20 protein-coding genes are annotated in these 18,757 nt (G+C 64.9%); 14 read left to right on the forward strand and 6 right to left on the reverse strand.

From position 1 onward, the window contains the following. Positions 1–29 precede the first annotated feature (29 nt). From C4K39_RS16305 to C4K39_RS16315, 3 genes are read left to right on the forward strand one after another with little or no spacing between them, the layout of a single operon-like run. A complete protein-coding gene (locus C4K39_RS16305) occupies positions 30–374 on the forward strand; it encodes a YciI family protein (RefSeq protein ID WP_068579348.1) in 345 nt (114 codons plus the stop codon). 22 nt (positions 375–396) lie between these two features. Then, positions 397–888, forward strand: coding sequence for an SRPBCC family protein (locus C4K39_RS16310; protein WP_068579350.1), 492 nt, complete (start codon positions 397–399; stop codon positions 886–888). Beyond that, a complete protein-coding gene (locus C4K39_RS16315; protein ID WP_124346987.1) occupies positions 888–2,129 on the forward strand; it encodes an RNA polymerase sigma factor in 1,242 nt (413 codons plus the stop codon). Before C4K39_RS16310 ends, C4K39_RS16315 begins: the two co-directional genes overlap by 1 nt. Before the next feature lie 19 nt (positions 2,130–2,148). Here the strand turns inward: C4K39_RS16315 and C4K39_RS16320 are convergent, their stop codons facing one another. Further along, a complete protein-coding gene (locus tag C4K39_RS16320; protein ID WP_124346988.1) occupies positions 2,149–3,003 on the reverse strand; it encodes a LysR family transcriptional regulator in 855 nt (284 codons plus the stop codon). Between the two features lie 89 nt (positions 3,004–3,092). Between C4K39_RS16320 and C4K39_RS16325 the strand changes: the two genes are divergently transcribed. Continuing rightward, positions 3,093–3,527, forward strand: coding sequence for a multidrug/biocide efflux PACE transporter (locus C4K39_RS16325; protein WP_068579359.1), 435 nt, complete (start codon positions 3,093–3,095; stop codon positions 3,525–3,527). Positions 3,528–3,536: 9 nt separating this feature from the next. Here C4K39_RS16325 and C4K39_RS16330 read toward each other — a convergent pair whose 3' ends face one another. After that, positions 3,537–4,184: a TetR/AcrR family transcriptional regulator gene (locus C4K39_RS16330; protein ID WP_124346989.1), complete on the reverse strand. Its 648-nt coding sequence runs from the start codon at positions 4,182–4,184 to the stop codon at positions 3,537–3,539. Between the two features lie 153 nt (positions 4,185–4,337). Here C4K39_RS16330 and C4K39_RS16335 point away from each other — a divergent pair, with 153 nt between their 5' ends. From C4K39_RS16335 to C4K39_RS16350, 4 genes are read left to right on the forward strand one after another with little or no spacing between them, the layout of a single operon-like run. Continuing rightward, a complete protein-coding gene (locus C4K39_RS16335) occupies positions 4,338–4,946 on the forward strand; it encodes a paraquat-inducible protein A (protein WP_031320352.1) in 609 nt (202 codons plus the stop codon). Then, complete coding sequence (locus tag C4K39_RS16340) at positions 4,946–5,560, forward strand: paraquat-inducible protein A (RefSeq protein WP_068605563.1); 615 nt, start codon at positions 4,946–4,948, stop codon at positions 5,558–5,560. The genes C4K39_RS16335 and C4K39_RS16340 overlap by 1 nt, the downstream gene beginning before the upstream one ends. Beyond that, positions 5,553–7,244 carry a PqiB family protein gene (locus C4K39_RS16345; RefSeq protein WP_053137139.1) on the forward strand — a complete coding sequence of 564 codons (1,692 nt, stop codon included), beginning with the start codon at positions 5,553–5,555 and terminating at the stop codon, positions 7,242–7,244. Before C4K39_RS16340 ends, C4K39_RS16345 begins: the two co-directional genes overlap by 8 nt. Then, entirely contained in the window at positions 7,241–7,822 is a 582-nt protein-coding gene (locus C4K39_RS16350) for a PqiC family protein (RefSeq protein ID WP_022640379.1), read from the forward strand. The genes C4K39_RS16345 and C4K39_RS16350 overlap by 4 nt, the downstream gene beginning before the upstream one ends. Positions 7,823–8,005: 183 nt before the next feature. Here the strand turns inward: C4K39_RS16350 and C4K39_RS16355 are convergent, their stop codons facing one another. Next, positions 8,006–8,923, reverse strand: a complete 918-nt coding sequence (locus tag C4K39_RS16355; RefSeq protein ID WP_068579511.1) for a LysR family transcriptional regulator — start codon at positions 8,921–8,923, stop codon at positions 8,006–8,008. 119 nt (positions 8,924–9,042) lie between these two features. On the opposite strand from C4K39_RS16355, the gene C4K39_RS16360 reads away from it, so the two are divergent. The 5 genes from C4K39_RS16360 (at position 9,043) to C4K39_RS16380 (ending at position 13,361) form a co-directional block, all read left to right on the forward strand. Continuing rightward, positions 9,043–9,801: a 5-oxoprolinase subunit PxpA gene (locus C4K39_RS16360; protein WP_022640377.1), complete on the forward strand. Its 759-nt coding sequence runs from the start codon at positions 9,043–9,045 to the stop codon at positions 9,799–9,801. Positions 9,802–9,894: 93 nt separating this feature from the next. Continuing rightward, positions 9,895–10,137, forward strand: a complete 243-nt coding sequence (locus C4K39_RS16365) for an acetyl-CoA carboxylase (RefSeq protein ID WP_022640376.1) — start codon at positions 9,895–9,897, stop codon at positions 10,135–10,137. A 10-nt stretch (positions 10,138–10,147) separates the two neighbouring features. Then, complete coding sequence (locus C4K39_RS16370; protein WP_124346990.1) at positions 10,148–11,521, forward strand: acetyl-CoA carboxylase biotin carboxylase subunit; 1,374 nt, start codon at positions 10,148–10,150, stop codon at positions 11,519–11,521. Beyond that, complete coding sequence (locus tag C4K39_RS16375) at positions 11,518–12,390, forward strand: 5-oxoprolinase subunit B family protein (protein ID WP_053137130.1); 873 nt, start codon at positions 11,518–11,520, stop codon at positions 12,388–12,390. Before C4K39_RS16370 ends, C4K39_RS16375 begins: the two co-directional genes overlap by 4 nt. Beyond that, complete coding sequence (locus tag C4K39_RS16380; RefSeq protein ID WP_124346991.1) at positions 12,387–13,361, forward strand: 5-oxoprolinase subunit C family protein; 975 nt, start codon at positions 12,387–12,389, stop codon at positions 13,359–13,361. Before C4K39_RS16375 ends, C4K39_RS16380 begins: the two co-directional genes overlap by 4 nt. A 192-nt stretch (positions 13,362–13,553) precedes the next feature. On the opposite strand, the gene C4K39_RS16385 is transcribed toward C4K39_RS16380, so the two are convergent. Both C4K39_RS16385 and C4K39_RS16390 read right to left on the reverse strand, forming a co-directional pair. Next, on the reverse strand, positions 13,554–15,164 hold the full coding sequence (locus tag C4K39_RS16385) for an inorganic phosphate transporter (protein ID WP_124346992.1): 1,611 nt from the start codon (positions 15,162–15,164) through the stop codon (positions 13,554–13,556). Positions 15,165–15,409: 245 nt separating this feature from the next. Continuing rightward, a complete protein-coding gene (locus C4K39_RS16390; protein ID WP_068579494.1) occupies positions 15,410–16,432 on the reverse strand; it encodes a transporter in 1,023 nt (340 codons plus the stop codon). A 272-nt stretch (positions 16,433–16,704) separates the two neighbouring features. Between C4K39_RS16390 and C4K39_RS16395 the strand changes: the two genes are divergently transcribed. Next, the gene (locus C4K39_RS16395) at positions 16,705–18,330 is read left to right on the forward strand and encodes a methyl-accepting chemotaxis protein (protein WP_124346993.1); all 1,626 of its coding nucleotides are present in this window, start codon (positions 16,705–16,707) and stop codon (positions 18,328–18,330) included. Between the two features lie 65 nt (positions 18,331–18,395). On the opposite strand, the gene C4K39_RS16400 is transcribed toward C4K39_RS16395, so the two are convergent. Beyond that, positions 18,396–18,713: a PepSY domain-containing protein gene (locus C4K39_RS16400; protein ID WP_124346994.1), complete on the reverse strand. Its 318-nt coding sequence runs from the start codon at positions 18,711–18,713 to the stop codon at positions 18,396–18,398. Between the last annotated feature and the right edge of the window lie 44 nt (positions 18,714–18,757).

The raw sequence follows: 18,757 nt of genomic DNA on the forward strand, positions 1-18,757 counted from the left end.
AGTTGATCAGCCCGATCACGGAGACGTCCATGAAATACCTATGCCTGGTGTACAGCGACGAACGACTGCTGCATAGCCTGCCCGACAGCCCGCGGGACGCCGAGTGCCTGGCCTATGCCGAGGCGGTACGCGACAGCGGGCGGATGCTCGCCGCCGAGGCCCTGCAATCGGTGCAGACCGCTACCACGGTGCGCATGCGCGGCGGCAAGCTGTCGATCACCGATGGCCCGTTCGCCGAAACCAAGGAACAGCTGGCCGGCTTCTACCTGATCGAAGCCCGCGACTTGAACGAAGCGCTCCAGGTCGCCGGACAGATCCCGGCGGCCAGGGTTGGCAGCGTGGAAGTGCGTCCGGTACGTGAGCTCAATCCCTGATAACCCTAAAAGGAGTTTCGCGATGACTTTGCAGACTGCGGGCCGTGGACCCGCCACCCATGAATTGTCCATCAGTCGGTTGATCGATGCTCCGCGCCGCAAGCTGTTTCGCGCCTGGACCGAACCGGCGTTGCTGGTGCAGTGGTGGGGCCCTCATGGCATGACCACTCCGGAGTGCGAAATGGACCTGTGGGTCGGCGGCCAGTTTCGTACCTTGATGCGCGCCCCGGATGGCAGCGAGTACCCGACCATGGGGGTGTTCCTGGAGATCGACGCCCCCTCGCGGCTGGTGTTCACCGATGCCTATGTGCCGGGCTGGATTCCTTCCGGCAAACCCTTCATGACCGCCGAGGTGACGTTCGAGGAGCAGGGCACAAAAACCCTCTATACCGCCCGCGCCATGCATTGGACCGAAGCCGACCGCAAGGCCCATGAGGCCATGGGCTTCCACGAGGGTTGGGGGCAGAGCCTGGAGCGCCTGGTGACGCTGGTGACCCAGGGCATGCCGGACTGATGCCGGGCCAGTCCGGTGGGGCGGTACGGGCGCTGGTGGAGCAGGTCTACCGCGAGCAGTCGCGACGCATCCTTGCCACCCTGATCCGCCTCCTGGGGGATTTCGACCTGGCCGAGGAGGCCTTGCACGAGGCCTTCTTCGTGGCGGTGGAGCGCTGGCAGGACGACGGCATCCCGGCCAACCCCAGGGCCTGGCTGGTGTCCGTCGGGCGCTTCAAGGCCATCGATGGCTTGCGTCGGCGGGCACGCTTCGCTGCTTCCCAGGCTGCCCTGGCCAACCAGTTGGAGCAATTGGAGCAGGAGGACTGGAGTGGCGAGGACGTGCAAGACGATCGTCTGCGACTGATCTTCACCTGCTGCCATCCGGCCCTGGCGGCGGATGCCCAGGTGCCGTTGACCCTGCGGGAAATCTGCGACTTGAGCACCGAGGAAATCGCCCGGGCCTTCCTGGTTGCCCCGGCCACCATCGCCCAGCGCATCGTGCGGGCCAAGGCGAAGATCCGCGATGCGGCGATTCCCTACCAGGTACCGGCGCTGAACGAACTGCCCGAGCGCCTGGACAGCGTATTGCGCGTGATCTACCTGGTGTTCAACGAGGGTTATTCGGCCTCCCTTGGCGCCGAGCTGACCCGCGAGGATTTGACCTGCGAAGCGATTCGCCTGGGGCGCCTGCTCCTGGAGCTGCTGCCGGAGGCCGAGGTGATGGGGTTGCTGGCCCTGATGCTGCTGCACGAGTCGCGTCGGGCGGCACGGATGGGAGCCGATGGCGAGTTGATCCTATTGGAGAATCAGGACCGCTCCCTGTGGCAGCAAGCGTTGATGGACGAAGGCTGTGCGTTGGTGGAGCGTGGATTGCGCACCGGGCGCGGCGGCCCCTACTGCCTGCAGGCCGCCATTGCCGCCGTGCATGCCGAAGCGATTAGCGCGGCGCAGACCGACTGGCCGCAGATCGTTGGCTTGTACGATGTGTTGCTGCGCTTGCAGCCCTCTGCGGTGATCGAGCTCAACCGCGCGGTGGCCGTGGCCCAGCGCGATGGGCCGGCGGCTGGATTGGCGCTCGTGGAGATCATCCTGCAGCGTGGCGACCTTGAGGACTACCACCTGGCGCATGCTGCCCGTGCCGATTTCTGCCGCCAGTTGGGGCAGGTGGAGGCGGCGCGCGTGTCTTACCTGCGTGCCCTGGAGCTGGTTCGGCAAGCCCCGGAGCGACGGTTTCTCGAACGCCGCTTGCATAGCCTGTAGTGGCTATCGGAGGCTGCGGTTACTGCAGCATCCGCTCCAGCAGCCAGCTACCAGCCGGGCCGGGTGGGCGCAGGCGTGACCAGAGGGCGTCCACCACCACCGGGCGCGGCCAGCCCCGGACCTTGAGTTCCTGCAGCCTGCCGGCGCCGAAGTTGTCCACCAGCCAGCGTGGCAACGGGGCCCAGCCAAAGCCGCCCTGGGCCATTTCCATCAGCATCAGGTAGCTGGGGGCCGACCAGACTCGCCCCTGGGAGCGGCTTTCATCGGGGTTGAGCACGGTGGCCAGGCGCAGCTCCCGGTGTTGCCGCAGGGTTTGCTCATCGACGCGGTGCAGCTTGGCCAGGGGATGTTGGCGCGATACGAAGAGCGACACCTCGCCCTGCTCATCCATGGTCTTGTGCTCCAGGTCTGCTGGGTATTGGAGCTGCATTTCAGCAAAGGCGATCTGTGCCCGCCCACTCTGTACCAGGGCCACCAGGTCTTCGCATTCGGCAATCAGGCATTCCAGCTCCAGGTCCGGGTAGCGCTGTTCGAAGGCGCTCAGGCAGCTTTCAAAACGATCGGACTGGTAGGTGTCGGAGAGGGCCACGGTGAGCCTCGCCTCGATGCCTTGGGACAGCTGGCTGGCGGCCATTTCCAGGCGGCTGGTGGCGGCGAGGATTTCCTCGGCGCGGCGCAGCAACACCTGCCCGGCTGGGGTCAGCCCGGGTTTGCGACTGGAGCGGTCGAACAACGGCACATCAAGATCGATTTCCAGGCTGGCTACCGCTGCACTGATGGTCGACTGGCTCTTGCCCAGCTTGCGCGCGGCGGCGGAGAACGAACCCTGGGTCGCGGCCTGGACGAATGCCAGCAGCACTTCGTTGGATGCCATGATGTATCGCCTTGATCGATGGTTATTGATTATGAAGTATCGATGAGATCATTGATTATCGCCAACACATTCACTCAAGGAGCGCGGCGATGAGCCCACACAAATCCCTGACCGAACGCATTGCCCAGGCCGTTGCCTTCGAATTGCTGGCGTTGTTGATCTGTACGCCCTTGCTGTCCTGGATCATGGACAAACCGATGGTGGACATGGGCGTGGTGACGCTGTGCATCGGTCTTTTGGCCCTGGCCTGGAACGTGTTGTTCAACAGTCTGTTCGACCGGGCGCTCAAGGGTCTGCGGCGGGTGCGTAATGGCTGGACCCGGGTGATCCACGCCTTGCTCTTCGAGGGTGGCCTGGTTGCGTTCGCCGTACCTTTGATTGCCTGGTGGCTGGATATCAGCCTGATGCAGGCGTTGATCCTCGACATTGGCGTGCTGTTGTTCTTCTTGCCCTACACCTATGTCTACCACTGGGCCTACGACCTGTTGCGGGACAAGTGGCTGCAAGTGCGGCTGGCCCATTGAGGGCCAGCTTCAGGTCGGGCCATGCAGTTTCTCGATGACATCCAGGTAGGCCGCCAATGCCCGCGGCACTTCTTCGAGCAATAACTCGCGCTTGAGCTCCTGGTGTTCCTGGGCCCGCTGGAACAGGCCCAGGGGCAGGCCGAGCAGCGCCTGCACGCAGGTCTCGCGCTGCCGGGCGCTGGCATTGGGCAGGCGCGCCTTCAATACCCGGTCATAGAGGTTCTGCATTTGTACGTGCAGGTCCGGGGCTTGCAATTGGCCCAGGGCATAGCCCGGAGTGAGCATCTGCAGCAGGTCGGGGTGCTGCTCGATGTACTGCAAGAGCGGCAAGGTGGTTTGTTCTATCACCTGCTGGGAACTCAAGCCCCGCCAATGACTCTCATCGACGACATGCAACGGTTCGGCAATCGCGCTCATGGCGGCGATATGGCCCTGGCCCAGGGCTTCCAGTACCTGCTGCTTGTCGCTGAAAAAGTGATAGAGCGAACCGATGGAGGTGCCAGCTTCCCGGGCAATACCGTGCATGGTCAGGTTCGATACCCCCAGTTGAATCAGCAGGCGTGCGCAGGCCTGGAGAATGGCCGTGACCCGCTGGTGGCCACGAGTCTGCTTGGGCGTGCGCTGGAGCTTGGTGGAGGAGGGGGCTGTGTCGGTCATGGTCGGCGAAGTTTTCCGGGGGCGCCTATTATGGCGTAGATGGTGGTGTCCAGTCCCCGGATAAAACTAGACACTGCCCTCTACTTTTGCTGAAAATACCCGGCGGCGAGAGCCTTCCTCTGTGCTCGCCAACCTTCCGGCTTTCTGAAGAACATGACTAATTCTCGCAACTGGATCATCTGCGAACACTGCGACTCCCTGTATGAGTCCGTGCCGCTCGGTAAAGGTCAGGCGGCGCAGTGTTCGCGCTGCGGTGCGCTGCTGGCCCGCGCCCGGCACCTGAACGTGCAGCAGTTGTTCGCCTTGTCGATCACCGCCGGGTTGCTGTTCGTCTTCGCCAATTTCTTCCCGGTGATCAAGATCAGCCTCGAGGGCCTGAGCAACGAAGCGACGCTCTGGCAATCGGTGGAGGCCCTGGCCCAGGGCCGGATCAGCCTGATCGCCGCGGTCACCGGCCTGACCATCATCCTCGCCCCGGGCCTGCAGATCGTCCTGTTGTGCTGGGTGCTGGGTTTTGCCAATTTCGGCCGCGCCGCACCGGGGTTCAAGGCCTGCATGCGCGCCCTGGAGCACCTGCGGCCCTGGAGCATGCTCGAGGTCTGCCTGCTGGGAATCCTGGTGGCCATCGTCAAGCTGGCGGGCATGCTCGATGTGCATCCCGGGCTGGGGCTATGGGCATTGGCGATGCTGACGGTGCTGATCATCCTGATTTCCGGCAAGGACATCCGCTACCTCTGGGATGACCTGGAGGGTCGCTACTGATGAGCACGCCGCCCTATGCCCGGGACCATCAACTCAAGCTGTGCCATACCTGCGGCCAGGTCTGCCAGGCATCCGAGCACTATTGCCCGCGTTGCGATTCGGCGGTGCATGCGCGCAAGACCAACAGCCTGTCGCGCACCTGGGCCTTGCTCCTGGCCAGCCTGATCTTCTACATCCCGGCCAACCTGTTGCCGGTGATGCACACCAATATCTTTGGCAATGCCAGCGAGAACACCATCATGAGTGGCGTGGTGGAGTTCTGGAAAGCCGGTTCCTGGGACATCGCGCTGCTGATCTTCATCGCCAGCGTGGTGGTGCCGGGCATCAAGTTCTTCGTCCTCGGCATTCTCCTGGTGACCTGCCAGCGCCGCTCGCGCTGGGCCCAGCGCGAGCGGGCCAGGTTGTATCGCTTCGTCGAGGTGATTGGCTACTGGTCGATGCTCGATGTGCTGGTGGTGGCCCTGGTGGCGGCCCTGGTGCAGTTTCGTGCCTTGAGCTCCATCGACCCGCGCATGGGCATTCTGTTTTTCGGTTTGGTGGTGGTGCTGACGATGTTCGCCGCCATGAGTTTCGATCCCCGGCTCATCTGGGATGTAGAGGTTGAAGATGTCTGATCATCCAGGTTCCAACGCAGCAAGTTCCCCCTCAGCCCCTGGCGCCCCGGCGCTGCGCACGCGACGCTTCAATGTCTCGCTGGTGTGGCTGGTGCCCATTGTCGCGGCCCTGGTGGGGCTGTCGATGGTGGTCCACAAGTCGATGTCGGCCGGGCCGGAGATCAGCATCAGCTTCCAGACCGCCGAGGGCCTGGAGGCCAACAAGACCCAGGTCAAGTACAAGAACGTGGTGATCGGCAAGGTGACCTCCATCGCCTTGAGCGATGACCGGCGCAAGGTGGTGGCCAAGGTCGAGCTGGACCAGTCCGCCGAGCCCTTCACCGCCGAGGACTCGATGTTCTGGGTGGTGCGTCCGCGCATCGGCGCCAGTGGCGTTTCCGGTATCGACACCCTGCTGTCCGGGGCCTTCATCGGCGCCGACGCCGGCCGCTCGGACAAGCGCAAGGACAGCTTCAAGGGCCTGGAGACTCCGCCGCCCATCACCTATGGCCAGAAGGGCAAGCGCTTCACCCTGCATACCGATGACCTGGGTTCCCTGGATATCGGCTCGCCGGTCTACTACCGGCGCATCCAGGTTGGCCAGGTGGTGTCCTACCAGTTGGCCAACAGCGGCAAGGGCGTGGACGTGAAGATCTTCGTCAACTCGCCCAACGACAAGTACGTGACTACCGATAGCCGCTTCTGGAATGCCAGCGGGGTGGACGTGACCCTCGGCGCCAACGGGCTGAAGGTCAACACCGAGTCGGTGTCGTCGATCCTCGCCGGTGGCATCGCCTTCGTCGAACCCAAGTACAGCCCCAACGCCAAGCCGGCTGAAGAGAACGCCGAATACAACCTGTTCGGGGACCAGGACACCGCCCTGGCGCCGCCAGACGGTGCCCCGTACTACATCCGCATGCGTTTCGACCAGGCGCTGCGTGGCCTGGCCATCAACGCTCCGGTGGAGTTCCTCGGGGTGAACATCGGCAAGGTGGTGTCCATGGACCTGGACTACGACCAGGAGCGCAAGTACTTCCCGACCCTGGTGGGGGCGGTGATCTACCCCGAGCGCCTGGGCAAGGCCCATGAAAAACTGCTGAAGCAGACCGGCGGCGAAGACGACGCCCGCTCCGCGCAACTGATCGGCGCCTTCGTCAGAAATGGCCTGCGGGCCCAGGCGCGCAGCGGCAACCTGCTGACCGGGCAGTTGTTCATCTCCCTGGACTTCGTGCCCAACGCCAAGCCCGTGGCCTACAACCCCAGCGCCCGGCCACTGGAGATTCCTACCGTACCTGGCAGCCTGGACAAGCTGCAGGAACAACTGCAAGCGACCATGGACAAGATCAGCAAGCTGCCGATCGATTCCATCGCCGCCAACCTGGATTCCAGCCTGGCGGAAATGAACAAGACCCTCAAGCAGGTCAACGGCCAGGTCCTGCCGCAGATGCGCGAAACCCTGGAGCAATCGAAGAAGACCCTGGCCAGCGCCAACGAGAGCTTCTCCGAGGACTCGCCACAGCGCCAGAGACTTGGCCAGGCCATGGAGGAGGTGCAGCGCACGGCCCGTTCGGTGCGGGTGCTCACCGACTTCCTCGGTCGCCATCCTGAGGCGCTGATTCGCGGACGCCTCAAGGACAATCAACCGGATGCCTACCAGTCGCCATCCTCCTCCGTTCGCGAATCCGTACCGGAAGCCCAGCCATGAAAACCCGTGCCCTGTTGTTGAGCCTGACCCTGGGACTTGCCGCGTGCAGCTCCGCGCCCACCCATTACTACACCCTGATGCCGCCGGTGACCGAAGGCGCCACGGCCAGGAACTCGGGATTGCAGTTCGAGATGTCCACGGTGCGCATCCCGGTCCAGGTGGACCAGCCACAGTTGGTGGTGCGCCAGGACAGCGGCACCCTGGCGATCCTCGAGACCCAGCGCTGGAGCGCGCCATTGGTGGATGAGTTCCACGATGCGCTGGCCAGCCAGATGGAGGCGAAGCTGGGGACCCGCAACCTCGAGGGCCTGCCGAAGCAGCCTGGGCGCCCGGTGCTGTCGTTGCAGACCGATGTGCGGCGCTTCGAATCCCTGCCCGGGCGCTATGCCTTGATCGATGTAGTCTGGAGCCTGCGCCAGCGCAGTGAAGGCACCCCGGCCCGGAGCCTGACCTGCAGCAGCCAGATCCGCCAGCCGGCGGGCGTCGAGCTCGGTAGCCTGGTGCAGGCCCACCAGCAGGCCATCGCCCAGTTGGCCGGGCAGATCGCCGGCGCCGCCCAGCGCTGGTCCTGCCCCTGATCCGATACAGCGACCCAAGCCGCTTCATGTCGCCGCTGCCGTCGTGCAGTGGCGATGATCGCTGAGCCGCCTCGCAAGCTCGGCAGCGGCTACAGGCAGGTATCTCCTTAGGCGCATCGCCCAGGCTTCGTGTAGCCGCTGCCGCAGGCTGCGCCCGTAATCGCTGAAGGTCGCCTGGTCGCTTCAGCGCCGGGCGGAGAGTTGCTGGGGGGCGAGGAACGCATCGCGAAAGTAGTCCCGCAGTGCTTGCATCGCCGGGGTGAAGGCGCGGTCGCGACGCCAGGCCAGGCCGACGCTCATGGGCGTGACCGGGTCGCTCAGGCTCAGGGTCTCGATGCGCTTGCCTTCCAGCGACCAGGGCCGATGCACCAGGTCCGAGAGGATCGCCACGCCGCTGCCGTTGGCCACCATGCTGCGTACCGCCTCCACCGAGCTGGTGCGCACCCGCACCCTGGGCTGTTGGCCGGCCTGTTCCCAATAACGCATGGCGCTTTGTTCCGCTTCGTCGACGGTGAGCAGGATGAACGGCTCCTCGGCCACGTCCGCCAGGCTGACGCTGGCCCGCTCGCACAGCTGGTGATGGGCCGGTAGCCACAGCCGGCGCTCGGAGTTGAACAGCGTCTCGGAGACGATGTCCGGGTGGGTCAGGTTGGCGGTGAGCACCACCGCCATGTCGAAGCGCCCGGCCAGCAGTCCCTGTTCGATGGCCTGGCGTTCCTGCTCATGCAGTTCGATGGTGACGTCCGGGTGCCAGTGCCCCAGGCGCTGCAGATGGTGCGGCAGGAAGTAGCCGATCACCGTGTAGCTGGCGGCCAGGTGCAGGGTGCCGCTGGCGCGGTAGTCGGGCAGCGGGCTGTTCAGCGCATCGTCGACGCTGCGCAGGATCACGTAGGCGCGGTTGAGGAAGTGCCGGCCGGCATCGGTCAGGCTCATGCCCTGGGCCGACCGCACGAACAGTTGCACGGCGAGCATCGCTTCCAGTTCCTTGATCGCGGTGGTCACCGCCGATTGGGAAATGTTCAGGTGGATCGCCGCCTGGGAGATCTGGCCGATCTCGGCAGTGGCCACGAAGTAACGTACCTGGCGCAGGGTCAACGACATTTCTATCCGTCCATGTATCTGATTTTCAGAACAAGCTCTATCTGATAATAGATCTTCCCAAGGGGTCAAGGCCGCTCTAACGTCCATCGCACGAAGTCACGAACGTTGGAGCAACAGTGATGCAGGCAGTGGATTTCAATTCGGACATGGGCGAAAGCTTCGGCCCGTGGACCATCGGCGATGGCGTCGACAACGAGCTGATGGGCTTCATCAGCTCGGCCAATATCGCCACCGGCTTTCATGCCGGCGACCCCGGCACCATGCGCCGCACCATCGAGCAGGCCCGGCTGCGGGGCGTGGCCATCGGGGCCCACCCAGGCTTTCGCGACCTGGTGGGGTTCGGCCGGCGCCACATCAACGCCCCGGCCCAGGAGCTGGTGGACGACATGCTCTACCAACTGGGCGCCCTGCGTGAGCTGGCCCGAGTCCAGGGCCTTAAGTTGCAGCACATAAAGCCCCATGGCGCGCTGTACATGCACCTGGCCCGGGACGAGGAGGCGGCGCGGCTGCTGGTGGAAAACCTGCAGAAACTCGAACCCGAACTGCTGCTGTATTGCATGCCCGGCTCGGTGATCTGCCGGATCGCCCAGGAGCTGGGGCAACCGGTGATCCGCGAGTTCTACGCCGATCGCGATTACGACCTCAGCGGCTCCATCGTCTTTACCCGCCGGGTGCGGGTCCTGGATCCCCATGAGGTGGCCGCCAAGGTCCTGCGCGCCTGCCAGCAAGGGCTGGTCCGCACCGTGGAAGGCGAGGACCTGGCCATCGAGTTCGATTCCATCTGCCTGCACAGCGACACCCCAGGTGCCCTGGACCTGGTGGAAGCCACCCGCGCAGCGCTGGACCTGGCCGGTATCCAGGTGCGAGCACCGCGCTGAGGCGTTGCCCGCCAAGCCTCGCGCATCGACGCGACTCCAAGCGGTTTTGCTTTTTTTGCCTGCCTTTCGACAACTATTCCAAGAGAAACAGACATGGCCGAATACAACGTCATCACCCCCTTGCCGGGCACTTTCTACCGCAAGGCCACGCCCGACTCGGCACCTTTCGTCGAGGTCGGCGACAGCGTCAGCGCCGATACCGTGATCGGCCTGATCGAAGTCATGAAGCAGTTTTCCGAGCTCACTGCCGGCAGCGCCGGCCAGGTCGGCGCCTTCCTGGTCGAGGACGGTGACCCGGTGGAACCGGGCCAGGTCGTCGCGACCCTGGTCGAGTGAGGGCCGTCCCATGACCGAATCCATTCGCAAGCTGCTGGTCGCCAACCGTGGCGAGATCGCCGTGCGCATCATTCGCGCGGCCAAGGCCCTGGGCATTCCCACCGTCGCTGCCTGCAGCGAGGCGGACGCCGACTCCATGGCCGCGCGCCTGGCCGACGAAGTGCAGATCATCGGCCCGGCCCGGGCCGACAAGAGCTACCTGAATATCCAGGCCCTGCTGGCAGCCCTGGAGGCCAGCGGCGCCAGTGCCGTGCACCCGGGCTATGGCTTTCTTTCGGAAAATGCCGAGTTCGCCGAGGCGGTGGTCCAGGCTGGGGCGATTTTCGTCGGCCCCGATGCGCGGACCATCCGCCGCATGGGTGACAAGGCCGAGGCCCGGCGTACCGCCCAGGCCGCCGGGGTGCCGGTGGTGCCCGGTTCGCCCGGCGAACTGTTCGACCTGCCAGCTGCGTTGCAAGCGGCGCAGGCGGTGGGGTTTCCATTGCTGATCAAGGCATCGGCCGGTGGCGGCGGGCGGGGTATTCGCCTGGCCGAGGATGCGGCGCAACTGGCCGAGGAGTTTCCCCGGGCACAGCGCGAGGCCCAGGCGGCGTTCGGCAACGGCGCCTTGTACCTGGAGCGGTTCATTGGCCGGGCCCGGCATATCGAGGTCCAGGTGCTGGGCGATGGCAAGCGTGCGGTGCACCTGTTCGAACGTGAATGTTCGCTGCAACGGCGGCGGCAGAAGATCTTCGAGGAGGCGCCGTCGCCGGTACTCGATGCCGCCCAGCGCGAGCAGTTGTGCAGCAGTGCGGTGCGCCTCACCGAGGCCCTGGGTTACCAGGGCGCCGGCACCCTGGAGTACCTGTATGACGACAGCACCGGCGAGTTCTTCTTCATCGAGATGAACACCCGCATCCAGGTGGAGCATCCCATCAGCGAGCTGATCACCGGTGTCGACCTGGTCCAGGCCATGTTGCGCATTGCCGGTGGCGAACCGCTGGATCTGCGCCAGGAGGATATCCACCTCAATGGCGCGGCCCTGCAGATGCGCCTGAACGCCGAGGACCCGGCGCGGGACTTCTTCCCCTGCCCGGGCAAGGTCCAGGAGTTGTCCTGGCCGCAAGGGCCGGGGCTGCGGGTCGATAGTCACCTGTATCCGGGGTACGCCGTGCCGCCTTACTACGACTCGCTGCTGGCCAAGCTGATCGTCCATGGCGCCGACCGCGAGCAGGCTCTGGCTCGGGCGCGGGCGGCCGTGGAGCAAACGACCTTGACTGGCATGGCCAGTACCTTGACCCTGCATCGCGAGCTGCTGGCCGAGCCTTGGCTGGCGGGCGCGGACTTCCATACCGCAACCCTGGAAACCTGGCTGGCCGGGCGCCGTGCCGGAGGTGTCGCATGAACCAACCGATCCGCTACAGCTTTGGTGCCGACGAGCACCTGTTTGCCGAAGTCAGCGACAGCATGTCCCTTGAGGCTTTCTTCAAGGGCATGGCGGTCACCCGCGCGGTGGAGCGCCTGGCCCTGGATGGGGTACTGGACGTATGCCTGGCCAATGCCTCGTTCCAGATCCGCTTCGATCCGGATCGCATCGCGCCCCAGGCCCTGCTGGAGGCCGTGCGCGAGGCCGAGGCCGGCGCCGTGGCCGAGCGCAGTCTGCACACGCGGATCATCGAGATCCCGGTGCTGTACAACGACCCCTGGACCCATGAAACCCTGATGCGTTTTCGCGACCGGCACCAGGACCCGGACGCCACCGACCTGGAGTACGCGGCTCGGATCAATGGCCTGGCGGATGTCGACGCCTTTATCGCCGCCCACAGTGGCGCCCCCTGGTTCGTCTCCATGGTGGGTTTCGTCGCCGGCCTGCCGTTCATGTTCCAGATGGTCGAGCGCGAGCGCCAGTTGCAGGTGCCCAAGTACCTGCGGCCGCGCACCGACACGCCGAAGCTGACCCTGGGCCATGGCGGCTGCTTCGGCTGCATCTACTCGGTGCGCGGCGCTGGTGGCTACCAGATGTTCGGCGTGACCCCGGCACCGATCTACGACCCGCAGCAGCAACTGGCCTACCTCAAGCAGCACATGGTGTTCTTCCGCCCCGGGGACATCGTGCAGTTCAAGCCTATCGACCGCGAGGCCTATGACCACGCGGTGGCCGAGGTGGAGGCCGGGCGCTTCGACCTGCGCATCCGTGAGGTGGAGTTTTCCCTGGATGCCTTTCTCGCCGACCCGGTCGGTTATCCCAAGTCGCTGCAGGAGGTGTTGGCATGATCAAGGTCATCAAACCGGGCCTGGCCACGTCGGTACAGGACCTGGGCCGCGAGGGCTTCTATCACCTGGGCATCCCGCCGTCCGGGGCCCTGGACCAGTACGCCCTGAGCGCCGCCAACCAACTGGTGGGCAACCCGGCTGGCGCCGCGGGCCTGGAGTGCACCTTGCTCGGGCCGGAACTTGAGTTCACTGCCGATGCCCTGGTGGCGGTCTGTGGTGCACACATGACGCCCAAGCTCGACGGCGTGGACAGGCACCTGGATACCGCGTTCGCGGTCAAGGCCGGACAAGTGCTGCGTTTCGACTTCCCCAAGGCCGGGGCCCGGGCCTACCTGGCGGTGGCCGGTGGCATCGATGTGCCGCTGGTGCTGGGCAGCCGTTCCACCTATGCCCTGGGCGCCCTGGGCGGTTTCCAGGGGCGGCGCTTGGCGGCCGGCGATGAGCTGCCGGTGGGGATCGACAGTGGCAAGGGCCGCCCGGGGGCCAGCCTGCCCATGGCGCTGCGCCAGTCCCTGGGGGGCGAGATCAGTCTGCGGGTGGTGCCGGGGCTCTATTACGAACGCCTGAGCGAGGGGGCCAAGGCGAGTTTCTTCGCCGAACCCTGGACCGTGGGCTCGGAGGCGGATCGCATCGGCTATCGCTTCAAGGGTGGCAGTGCCCTGGGCTTCCAGCCTCGGGAGCAGCCGTTCGGTGCCGGTTCCGATCCGTCGAACATCGTCGACAGTTGTTATCCCATCGGTTCGATCCAGGTGCCGGCGGGGCTGGAGCCCATCGTCCTGCATCGGGATGCGGTGTCCGGTGGCGGCTACGCGATGATCGGCACGGTGATCAGCGCCGACCTGGACCTGGTGGGGCAGATGCAGCCCAACCAGAAGGCGCGCTTTATTCCGGTGACCCTGGAAGAGGCGCTGGAGGCCCGGCGTTCCTACAAGAAGAAACTGGCCTGCCTGAGCAAGCTGTTTGCGTCCTGATCCCCCGTCCGTGGCGGCTCACGCATCGGGTAGCCGCTGGTTAGGTACGAGCCCTCGGGTTCTGCGGGTGCTGCGCCCCCGTGCGCAGCCTCGCTGGTGCTCGACAGCAGCTACAGGAGTCGACAGGGTTGCTCCGTGTAGCCGCTGCCGCAGGCTGCGTACGGCTCGGAACGAGCCGCGGGGGACTGCCGGCTAGAACAGTTGGGTGAACAGCCAGTACAGGCTGCCGGAGAGCAGGATCGCTGCCGGCAGGGTCAGCACCCAAGCCATGGCCAGGTTGCGGATGGTGCGCATCTGCAAGCCGCCGCCGTTGGCCACCATGGTCCCGGCCACCCCCGAGGACAGCACGTGGGTGGTGGACACTGGCAGGCCGAACATGTCCGCCGCGCCGATGGTCAGCATCGCCACGGTCTCCGCCGAGGCGCCCTGGGCGTAGGTCAGGTGGGTCTTGCCGATCTTCTCGCCGACGGTCACCACGATGCGTTTCCAGCCGACCATGGTGCCCAGGCCGAGCGCGATGGCCACCGCGATCTTCACCCACAACGGGATGAAGCGCGTGGCATTGTCGATCTGCTGCTTGAACAGTTGCAGCTTGTCGCGGGTGTCCTGGTCGAAATGGCCGATCTGGTTCTTGTCCATCAGGCGGATGGTTTCACTGGTCAGGTACATGTCGTTGCGCACGTTGCCCATGGCTTCGGCCGGAACCTTGGACAGCGAGCCATAACCCTTCACTTCATTGCCGATGGCACCGGCCAGGGCGGCCAGGGCCGGCACCAGTTCGGGCGTGGCTTGCTTGCTGCGCATGTATTCCGAGAGTACCGCGCGAGGATCGGTTGGCGCGGCCTGTGGAGCACTCTTGACCAGGGCTTGCTGGGTGACTTCGGCCACGGCGGCGAACTGCAGGGCCTGGTCGGCGGGCATGGTGCGATTCAGGGCGTAGGCCATGGGCAGGGTGCCCACCAGGATCAGCATGATCAGGCCCATGCCTTTCTGGCCGTCGTTGGAGCCGTGGGCGAACGACACCCCGGTGCAGGTCAGGATCAGCAGAGCGCGAATCCACCACGGTGGCGGGGTGTCGCCCTTGGGCGCCTTGTACAGCGCGCGGTTCTTGACGAACAGGCGCAGGGCCAGCAATAGCAGGGCGGCGAACACGAAGCCGATCAGTGGCGAGAACAGCAGGGCGTAGCCGACCTTGGTGGCCTGGCCCCAATCCACACCGCTGGTGCCGTCGCGGCCGTGCATCAGGGCGTTGGCCACGCCGACGCCGATGATCGAGCCGATCAGGGTATGGGAGGAAGAGGCCGGCAGGCCCAGCCACCAGGTGCCGAGGTTCCACAGGATGGCGGCGATCAGCAGGGCGAAGATCATGGCGAAGCCGGCGGAAGACCCCACCTGCAGGATCAGCTCCACCGGCAGCAGGGCGATGATGCCGAAGGCCACTGCGCCGCTGGACAGCAGCACCCCGAGGAAGTTGAACAGGCCGGACCAGACCACCGCGAACTGTGGTGGCAGCGAATGGGTGTAGATCACCGTGGCCACCGCGTTGGCGGTGTCGTGGAAGCCGTTGACGAATTCGAAGCCCAGGGCGATCAGCAGCGCGACGCCAAGCAGCAGGAACGGGGTCCAGGTGGTGACCGTGGTGCCCAGTTCATGCATGTCGTGGATCAGGCTGTAGGCGGTGAACAGCAAGCCCATGGCCAATATCGCGAAGAACACCACGAGGGTGAAGGGGCCGGGTTTCTTATCCAGTTGCGGTTTGGCGTCGACGCTGGGGGAGGCGACGGTCAGGGAAGGGGTGGCCATTGCTGGACAATCCTGTGGCTGGAAGGAATGGCTTCCATGATCGTTGCCGAATGTTACAGGCAGACTGCCCCAGGTCATGGTTTGTGCAATTGACTGGCCCGTTGATCCGTTTGCCCCGGCGGCTCGTGCCGAGCCGTGCGCAGACTGCGGCAGCGGCTACACGAGGCGGGGTTGCGGATACGCTGGTGCTGTAGCCGCTGTCGAGCGCCAGCGAGGCTGCGTACGGGCGCGCAGCGGCCGCAGGGTCAGTAGTCCTGGCGTTTGCGAAAGGCCCAGCGCCCGGCGATCACGGTGAAGGTGACCACCAGCGCCACCAGGATCCAGAAGCCTTCCGGATCGCCGGAGAACGGAATGCCGCCGACGTTCATGCCGAAGAAGCCGGCGATGATGTTGATCGGCAGGGCCAGTACCGTGACCACGGTCAGGGTGAACAGGGTGCGGTTGCTCTGTTCGTTGAGGTTGGCGGCAATTTCCTCTTGCAACAGCTTGATCCGCTCCCCCAGGGCCGTGAGGTCGTTGATGATCAGGGCGAACTCTTCGGTGGACTTGCGCAGTTCCTTGACGTCGTCCTTTTGCAGCCATTGTGGCGGTCGGTTGAGCAGGCGCAGCAACGATCCGGGTTCCAGGGCCAGCAGCCGTTGCAGGCGCACCAGCACCCGGCGCATGGCTCCCAGTTCGGCACGGTTGGCCGAGGCCCGGGCCGCCAGCAACTGGTCTTCGATCTGGTCGACGCTGAGGCTGGTCTTGCGCACGATCTGGGTCAGGATTTCCCCCTGGTCCCGTAGCAGGTGCACCAGCAGCTCAAGGGGCGAGCGGAACTGTTCGCCAGCCTTGACCGAGGACCGCAACTTGTCCACCGAGTGCAGGGGTTGCAGGCGAGCACTGATGATCAGGTTGCTGCGCACGCAGACCCACAGGGTGGAGATGTCCGAGGACACCATGCTGCTGAAGTTGAACACCACGTCGTTGACCACCGCCAGCAGGGCCGAGTCCACGTGCTCGATGCGAGTCGAGCGCGAGCCCTCATGCAACGCTTCGAAGAACTCCTCGGGCAGTTGCAGGTGGGCCTGCATCCAGCGCTCGCAGGCGGCATGGGCCAGGTTCAGGTGCAGCCAGAGAAATTCATCCTGGTGTTCGGCAGATTGCAGGGCTTGCAGGGCCTTGGCCGAATCCAGTTCGCGACCACGTTCGCCGGGGCGGAAGCGGTAACCGTAGAGCAGGCCAAACAGATCGGAATCGCGGTGACTCTGGTCGATGCTGTGGTTCATGGGGGCTCGCAGGAGGGACGGTGCCTGGCGCGGGTTTCACAGGTTCACTTGAGCCACATCATGGCAATGCTTTTTGACGGTTTTGTGACAATTGAAAGTCCATGATTCGCCGCGTTATACCGGTGGTCGGCGGCCCTCAAGAATGTGTCGTCGATGCCGATCACGCTCACATGCCACGTGCATTCGAGCTGTCTCGAATGTGCCCGACAGGGAAGTTCGGACTTACGCATGCCTTTTCGGGCCTGTTCCTTCCCTGCCATGAGATCTCCTCGATGTTTTTGCAAAAATCCCTGAGGGCGCAAATTCTTGCCCTGCTGAGTGGCAGCCTGCTGGCGATGCTGTTGATCGCCCTGGCGTGTTTTCAATTGCTGTCCAATGGCGTGCAGAGCTACCGCGAGCTGATCGAAGGCCCGTTGCACAGTTCGCAGCTGATCGACGAGGCCAACCTGCAGTTCAAGATCCAGGTGCAGGAGTGGAAGAACGTGCTGCTGCGAGGCAAGCAGCCCCAGGAAATGAACAAGTACTGGCAGCAGTTCGAAGATCGTCAGCGCGACGTGCAGAGCATTTTGGGACAGTTGGCACAGACCCCAGACCTGGACGCGTCGCTCAAGAGCCGGGTCCAGCGCTTGGCCCAGGAGCATCTGGCCCTGGGCCAGGCCTACCAGAAGGCCCGTGATGCCTATGTGGCCGGTGGCGCCGATCCGAGTGCCGGCGATGCTGCGGTCAAGGGCTTCGACCGTGCTGCCAGCGACCAGATGAGCGAGCTGGTGACTGAACTGCGCAAGCAAGGCCAGCAGCAGTCGTTGCAGATCAGCTCGGCCGCCGATCGTACGGTGTGGCTGGGCATCCTGGTGATGCTCGTCTCCGGCCTGTTGATCGGCCTGCTCAGCCTGTGGCTGGTCAACCGCAGCCTGGTGGAGCCGATTCGCCAGTTGATCGACTACGTGGCCCAGCTCAGCCGTGGCCAGTTCTCCCAGCGGGTGGACAACACGCGCCAGGACGAACTGGGCAAGCTGGCGGCCGCGGCCAACACCCTGCGCGACTTCCTCGCCCAGACCTTCACCAGCCTGCAGCGCAGTGCCTCGGACCTGGACACCTCGAGCGGCGAGCTCAACTCCATCGCCACCTTGATGTCCCAGGGCACCAACGAGCAGTTCAGCCGTACCGACCAGGTGGCCACGGCGATGAACGAGATGTCCGCCACGGCCCAGGAGGTGGCGCGCCATGCCGCCGACGCTGCCCGTGCCGCCGACGATGCCGACCAGTCGGCGCAGCAGGGCGAGCAGGTGATGCAGAGCACCATCGATAGCATCACCCAGATGCGTGGCGAAATCGCCAATACCGCGACCGTGATCCGTCGCCTGGAAGCCGACAGCGGGCGGATCGGCAAGGTGCTGGAGGTGATCCAGGGCATCGCCGAGCAGACCAACCTGCTGGCCCTCAACGCCGCTATCGAGGCGGCCCGGGCCGGCGAGGCCGGGCGTGGTTTTGCCGTGGTCGCCGACGAGGTGCGCAGCCTGGCGCAGCGCACCGCGGCTTCGATCACCGAGATCAACCAGATCATCCAGACCGTGCAGACCGGTGCCGTGGATGCGGCCCAGGCCATCGAGAGCGGTCAGGAGCGCAGCGAGCAGAGCGTGCAACAGGTGACCGAGGCCGGGGCCATGCTCGAGCGCATCACCCAGGCGGTGGAAGCGATTCGCGACATGAACCGGCAGATCGCCACCGCTGCCGAGGAGCAGACCTCGGTGGCCGAGGACATCTCGCGCAACCTGACCGAGATCACCTCCATCGCCAGCACCAACCTGGACAACGTCCAGCGTACCGAGGCGGCGAGCCGCAACCTGCATGGCCTGTCGGGACAACTGAACGAAGTCACGGCGCGCCTGAGCGCCTGATCCCGGGACCCGCAAAACACAAGGCCGCGCCCCTTATAGAGGCGCGGCCTTGTGCTATCTGCCGGTTACCGGTCTTGTTTGTTGGCCAGGACCTGGCCGGTCTTGGCATCCAGGTCCACATCCCACTCGATGCCTTTGCCGTCGCGCAATTCCACCTGGTAGACGTAGGCGCCGCTGGCAGTCTGTTCCAGCTCGGTGTCGGTGATGTTGGCGGCGCTGGTGCCGGGGTGCTGGGCCAGGGCCAGCTGGTTGAGTTTCTCCAGGTCCATGATGGCGCCCGACTTGAGCAGGCCCGGGATCAGGTCTGGACGGACATCGGCCTGGGCCAGGCCAGCGGTCAGGGTCAGGGCGGTGGCGGCCAGTAGTGCGGAGAATTTGCTCATGGATGATTCCTTGGGGGTGATGGGTTTGGATGGACACAGGTTAA

It is taken from the genome of Pseudomonas sessilinigenes, assembly GCF_003850565.1.
Taxonomy (GTDB): domain Bacteria; phylum Pseudomonadota; class Gammaproteobacteria; order Pseudomonadales; family Pseudomonadaceae; genus Aquipseudomonas; species Aquipseudomonas sessilinigenes.

Bases quoted from the DNA above. Each gene is read 5' to 3' on its own strand.
- C4K39_RS16315 (WP_124346987.1), top strand. From the start codon at position 888: ATGCCGGGCCAGTCCGGTGGGGCGGTACGGGCGCTGGTGGAGCAGGTC.
- C4K39_RS16365 (WP_022640376.1), top strand. From the start codon at position 9,895: ATGGCCGAATACAACGTCATCACCCCCTTGCCGGGCACTTTCTACCGC.
- C4K39_RS16325 (WP_068579359.1), top strand. From the start codon at position 3,093: ATGAGCCCACACAAATCCCTGACCGAACGCATTGCCCAGGCCGTTGCC.
- C4K39_RS16345 (WP_053137139.1), top strand. From the start codon at position 5,553: ATGTCTGATCATCCAGGTTCCAACGCAGCAAGTTCCCCCTCAGCCCCT.
- C4K39_RS16375 (WP_053137130.1), top strand. From the start codon at position 11,518: ATGAACCAACCGATCCGCTACAGCTTTGGTGCCGACGAGCACCTGTTT.
- C4K39_RS16310 (WP_068579350.1), top strand. From the start codon at position 397: ATGACTTTGCAGACTGCGGGCCGTGGACCCGCCACCCATGAATTGTCC.
- C4K39_RS16385 (WP_124346992.1), bottom strand. From the start codon at position 15,164: ATGGCCACCCCTTCCCTGACCGTCGCCTCCCCCAGCGTCGACGCCAAA.
- C4K39_RS16390 (WP_068579494.1), bottom strand. From the start codon at position 16,432: ATGAACCACAGCATCGACCAGAGTCACCGCGATTCCGATCTGTTTGGC.
- C4K39_RS16355 (WP_068579511.1), bottom strand. From the start codon at position 8,923: ATGTCGTTGACCCTGCGCCAGGTACGTTACTTCGTGGCCACTGCCGAG.
- C4K39_RS16400 (WP_124346994.1), bottom strand. From the start codon at position 18,713: ATGAGCAAATTCTCCGCACTACTGGCCGCCACCGCCCTGACCCTGACC.
- C4K39_RS16330 (WP_124346989.1), bottom strand. From the start codon at position 4,184: ATGACCGACACAGCCCCCTCCTCCACCAAGCTCCAGCGCACGCCCAAG.
- C4K39_RS16335 (WP_031320352.1), top strand. From the start codon at position 4,338: ATGACTAATTCTCGCAACTGGATCATCTGCGAACACTGCGACTCCCTG.
- C4K39_RS16320 (WP_124346988.1), bottom strand. From the start codon at position 3,003: ATGGCATCCAACGAAGTGCTGCTGGCATTCGTCCAGGCCGCGACCCAG.
- C4K39_RS16395 (WP_124346993.1), top strand. From the start codon at position 16,705: ATGTTTTTGCAAAAATCCCTGAGGGCGCAAATTCTTGCCCTGCTGAGT.
- C4K39_RS16305 (WP_068579348.1), top strand. From the start codon at position 30: ATGAAATACCTATGCCTGGTGTACAGCGACGAACGACTGCTGCATAGC.
- C4K39_RS16350 (WP_022640379.1), top strand. From the start codon at position 7,241: ATGAAAACCCGTGCCCTGTTGTTGAGCCTGACCCTGGGACTTGCCGCG.
- C4K39_RS16360 (WP_022640377.1), top strand. From the start codon at position 9,043: ATGCAGGCAGTGGATTTCAATTCGGACATGGGCGAAAGCTTCGGCCCG.
- C4K39_RS16370 (WP_124346990.1), top strand. From the start codon at position 10,148: ATGACCGAATCCATTCGCAAGCTGCTGGTCGCCAACCGTGGCGAGATC.
- C4K39_RS16340 (WP_068605563.1), top strand. From the start codon at position 4,946: ATGAGCACGCCGCCCTATGCCCGGGACCATCAACTCAAGCTGTGCCAT.
- C4K39_RS16380 (WP_124346991.1), top strand. From the start codon at position 12,387: ATGATCAAGGTCATCAAACCGGGCCTGGCCACGTCGGTACAGGACCTG.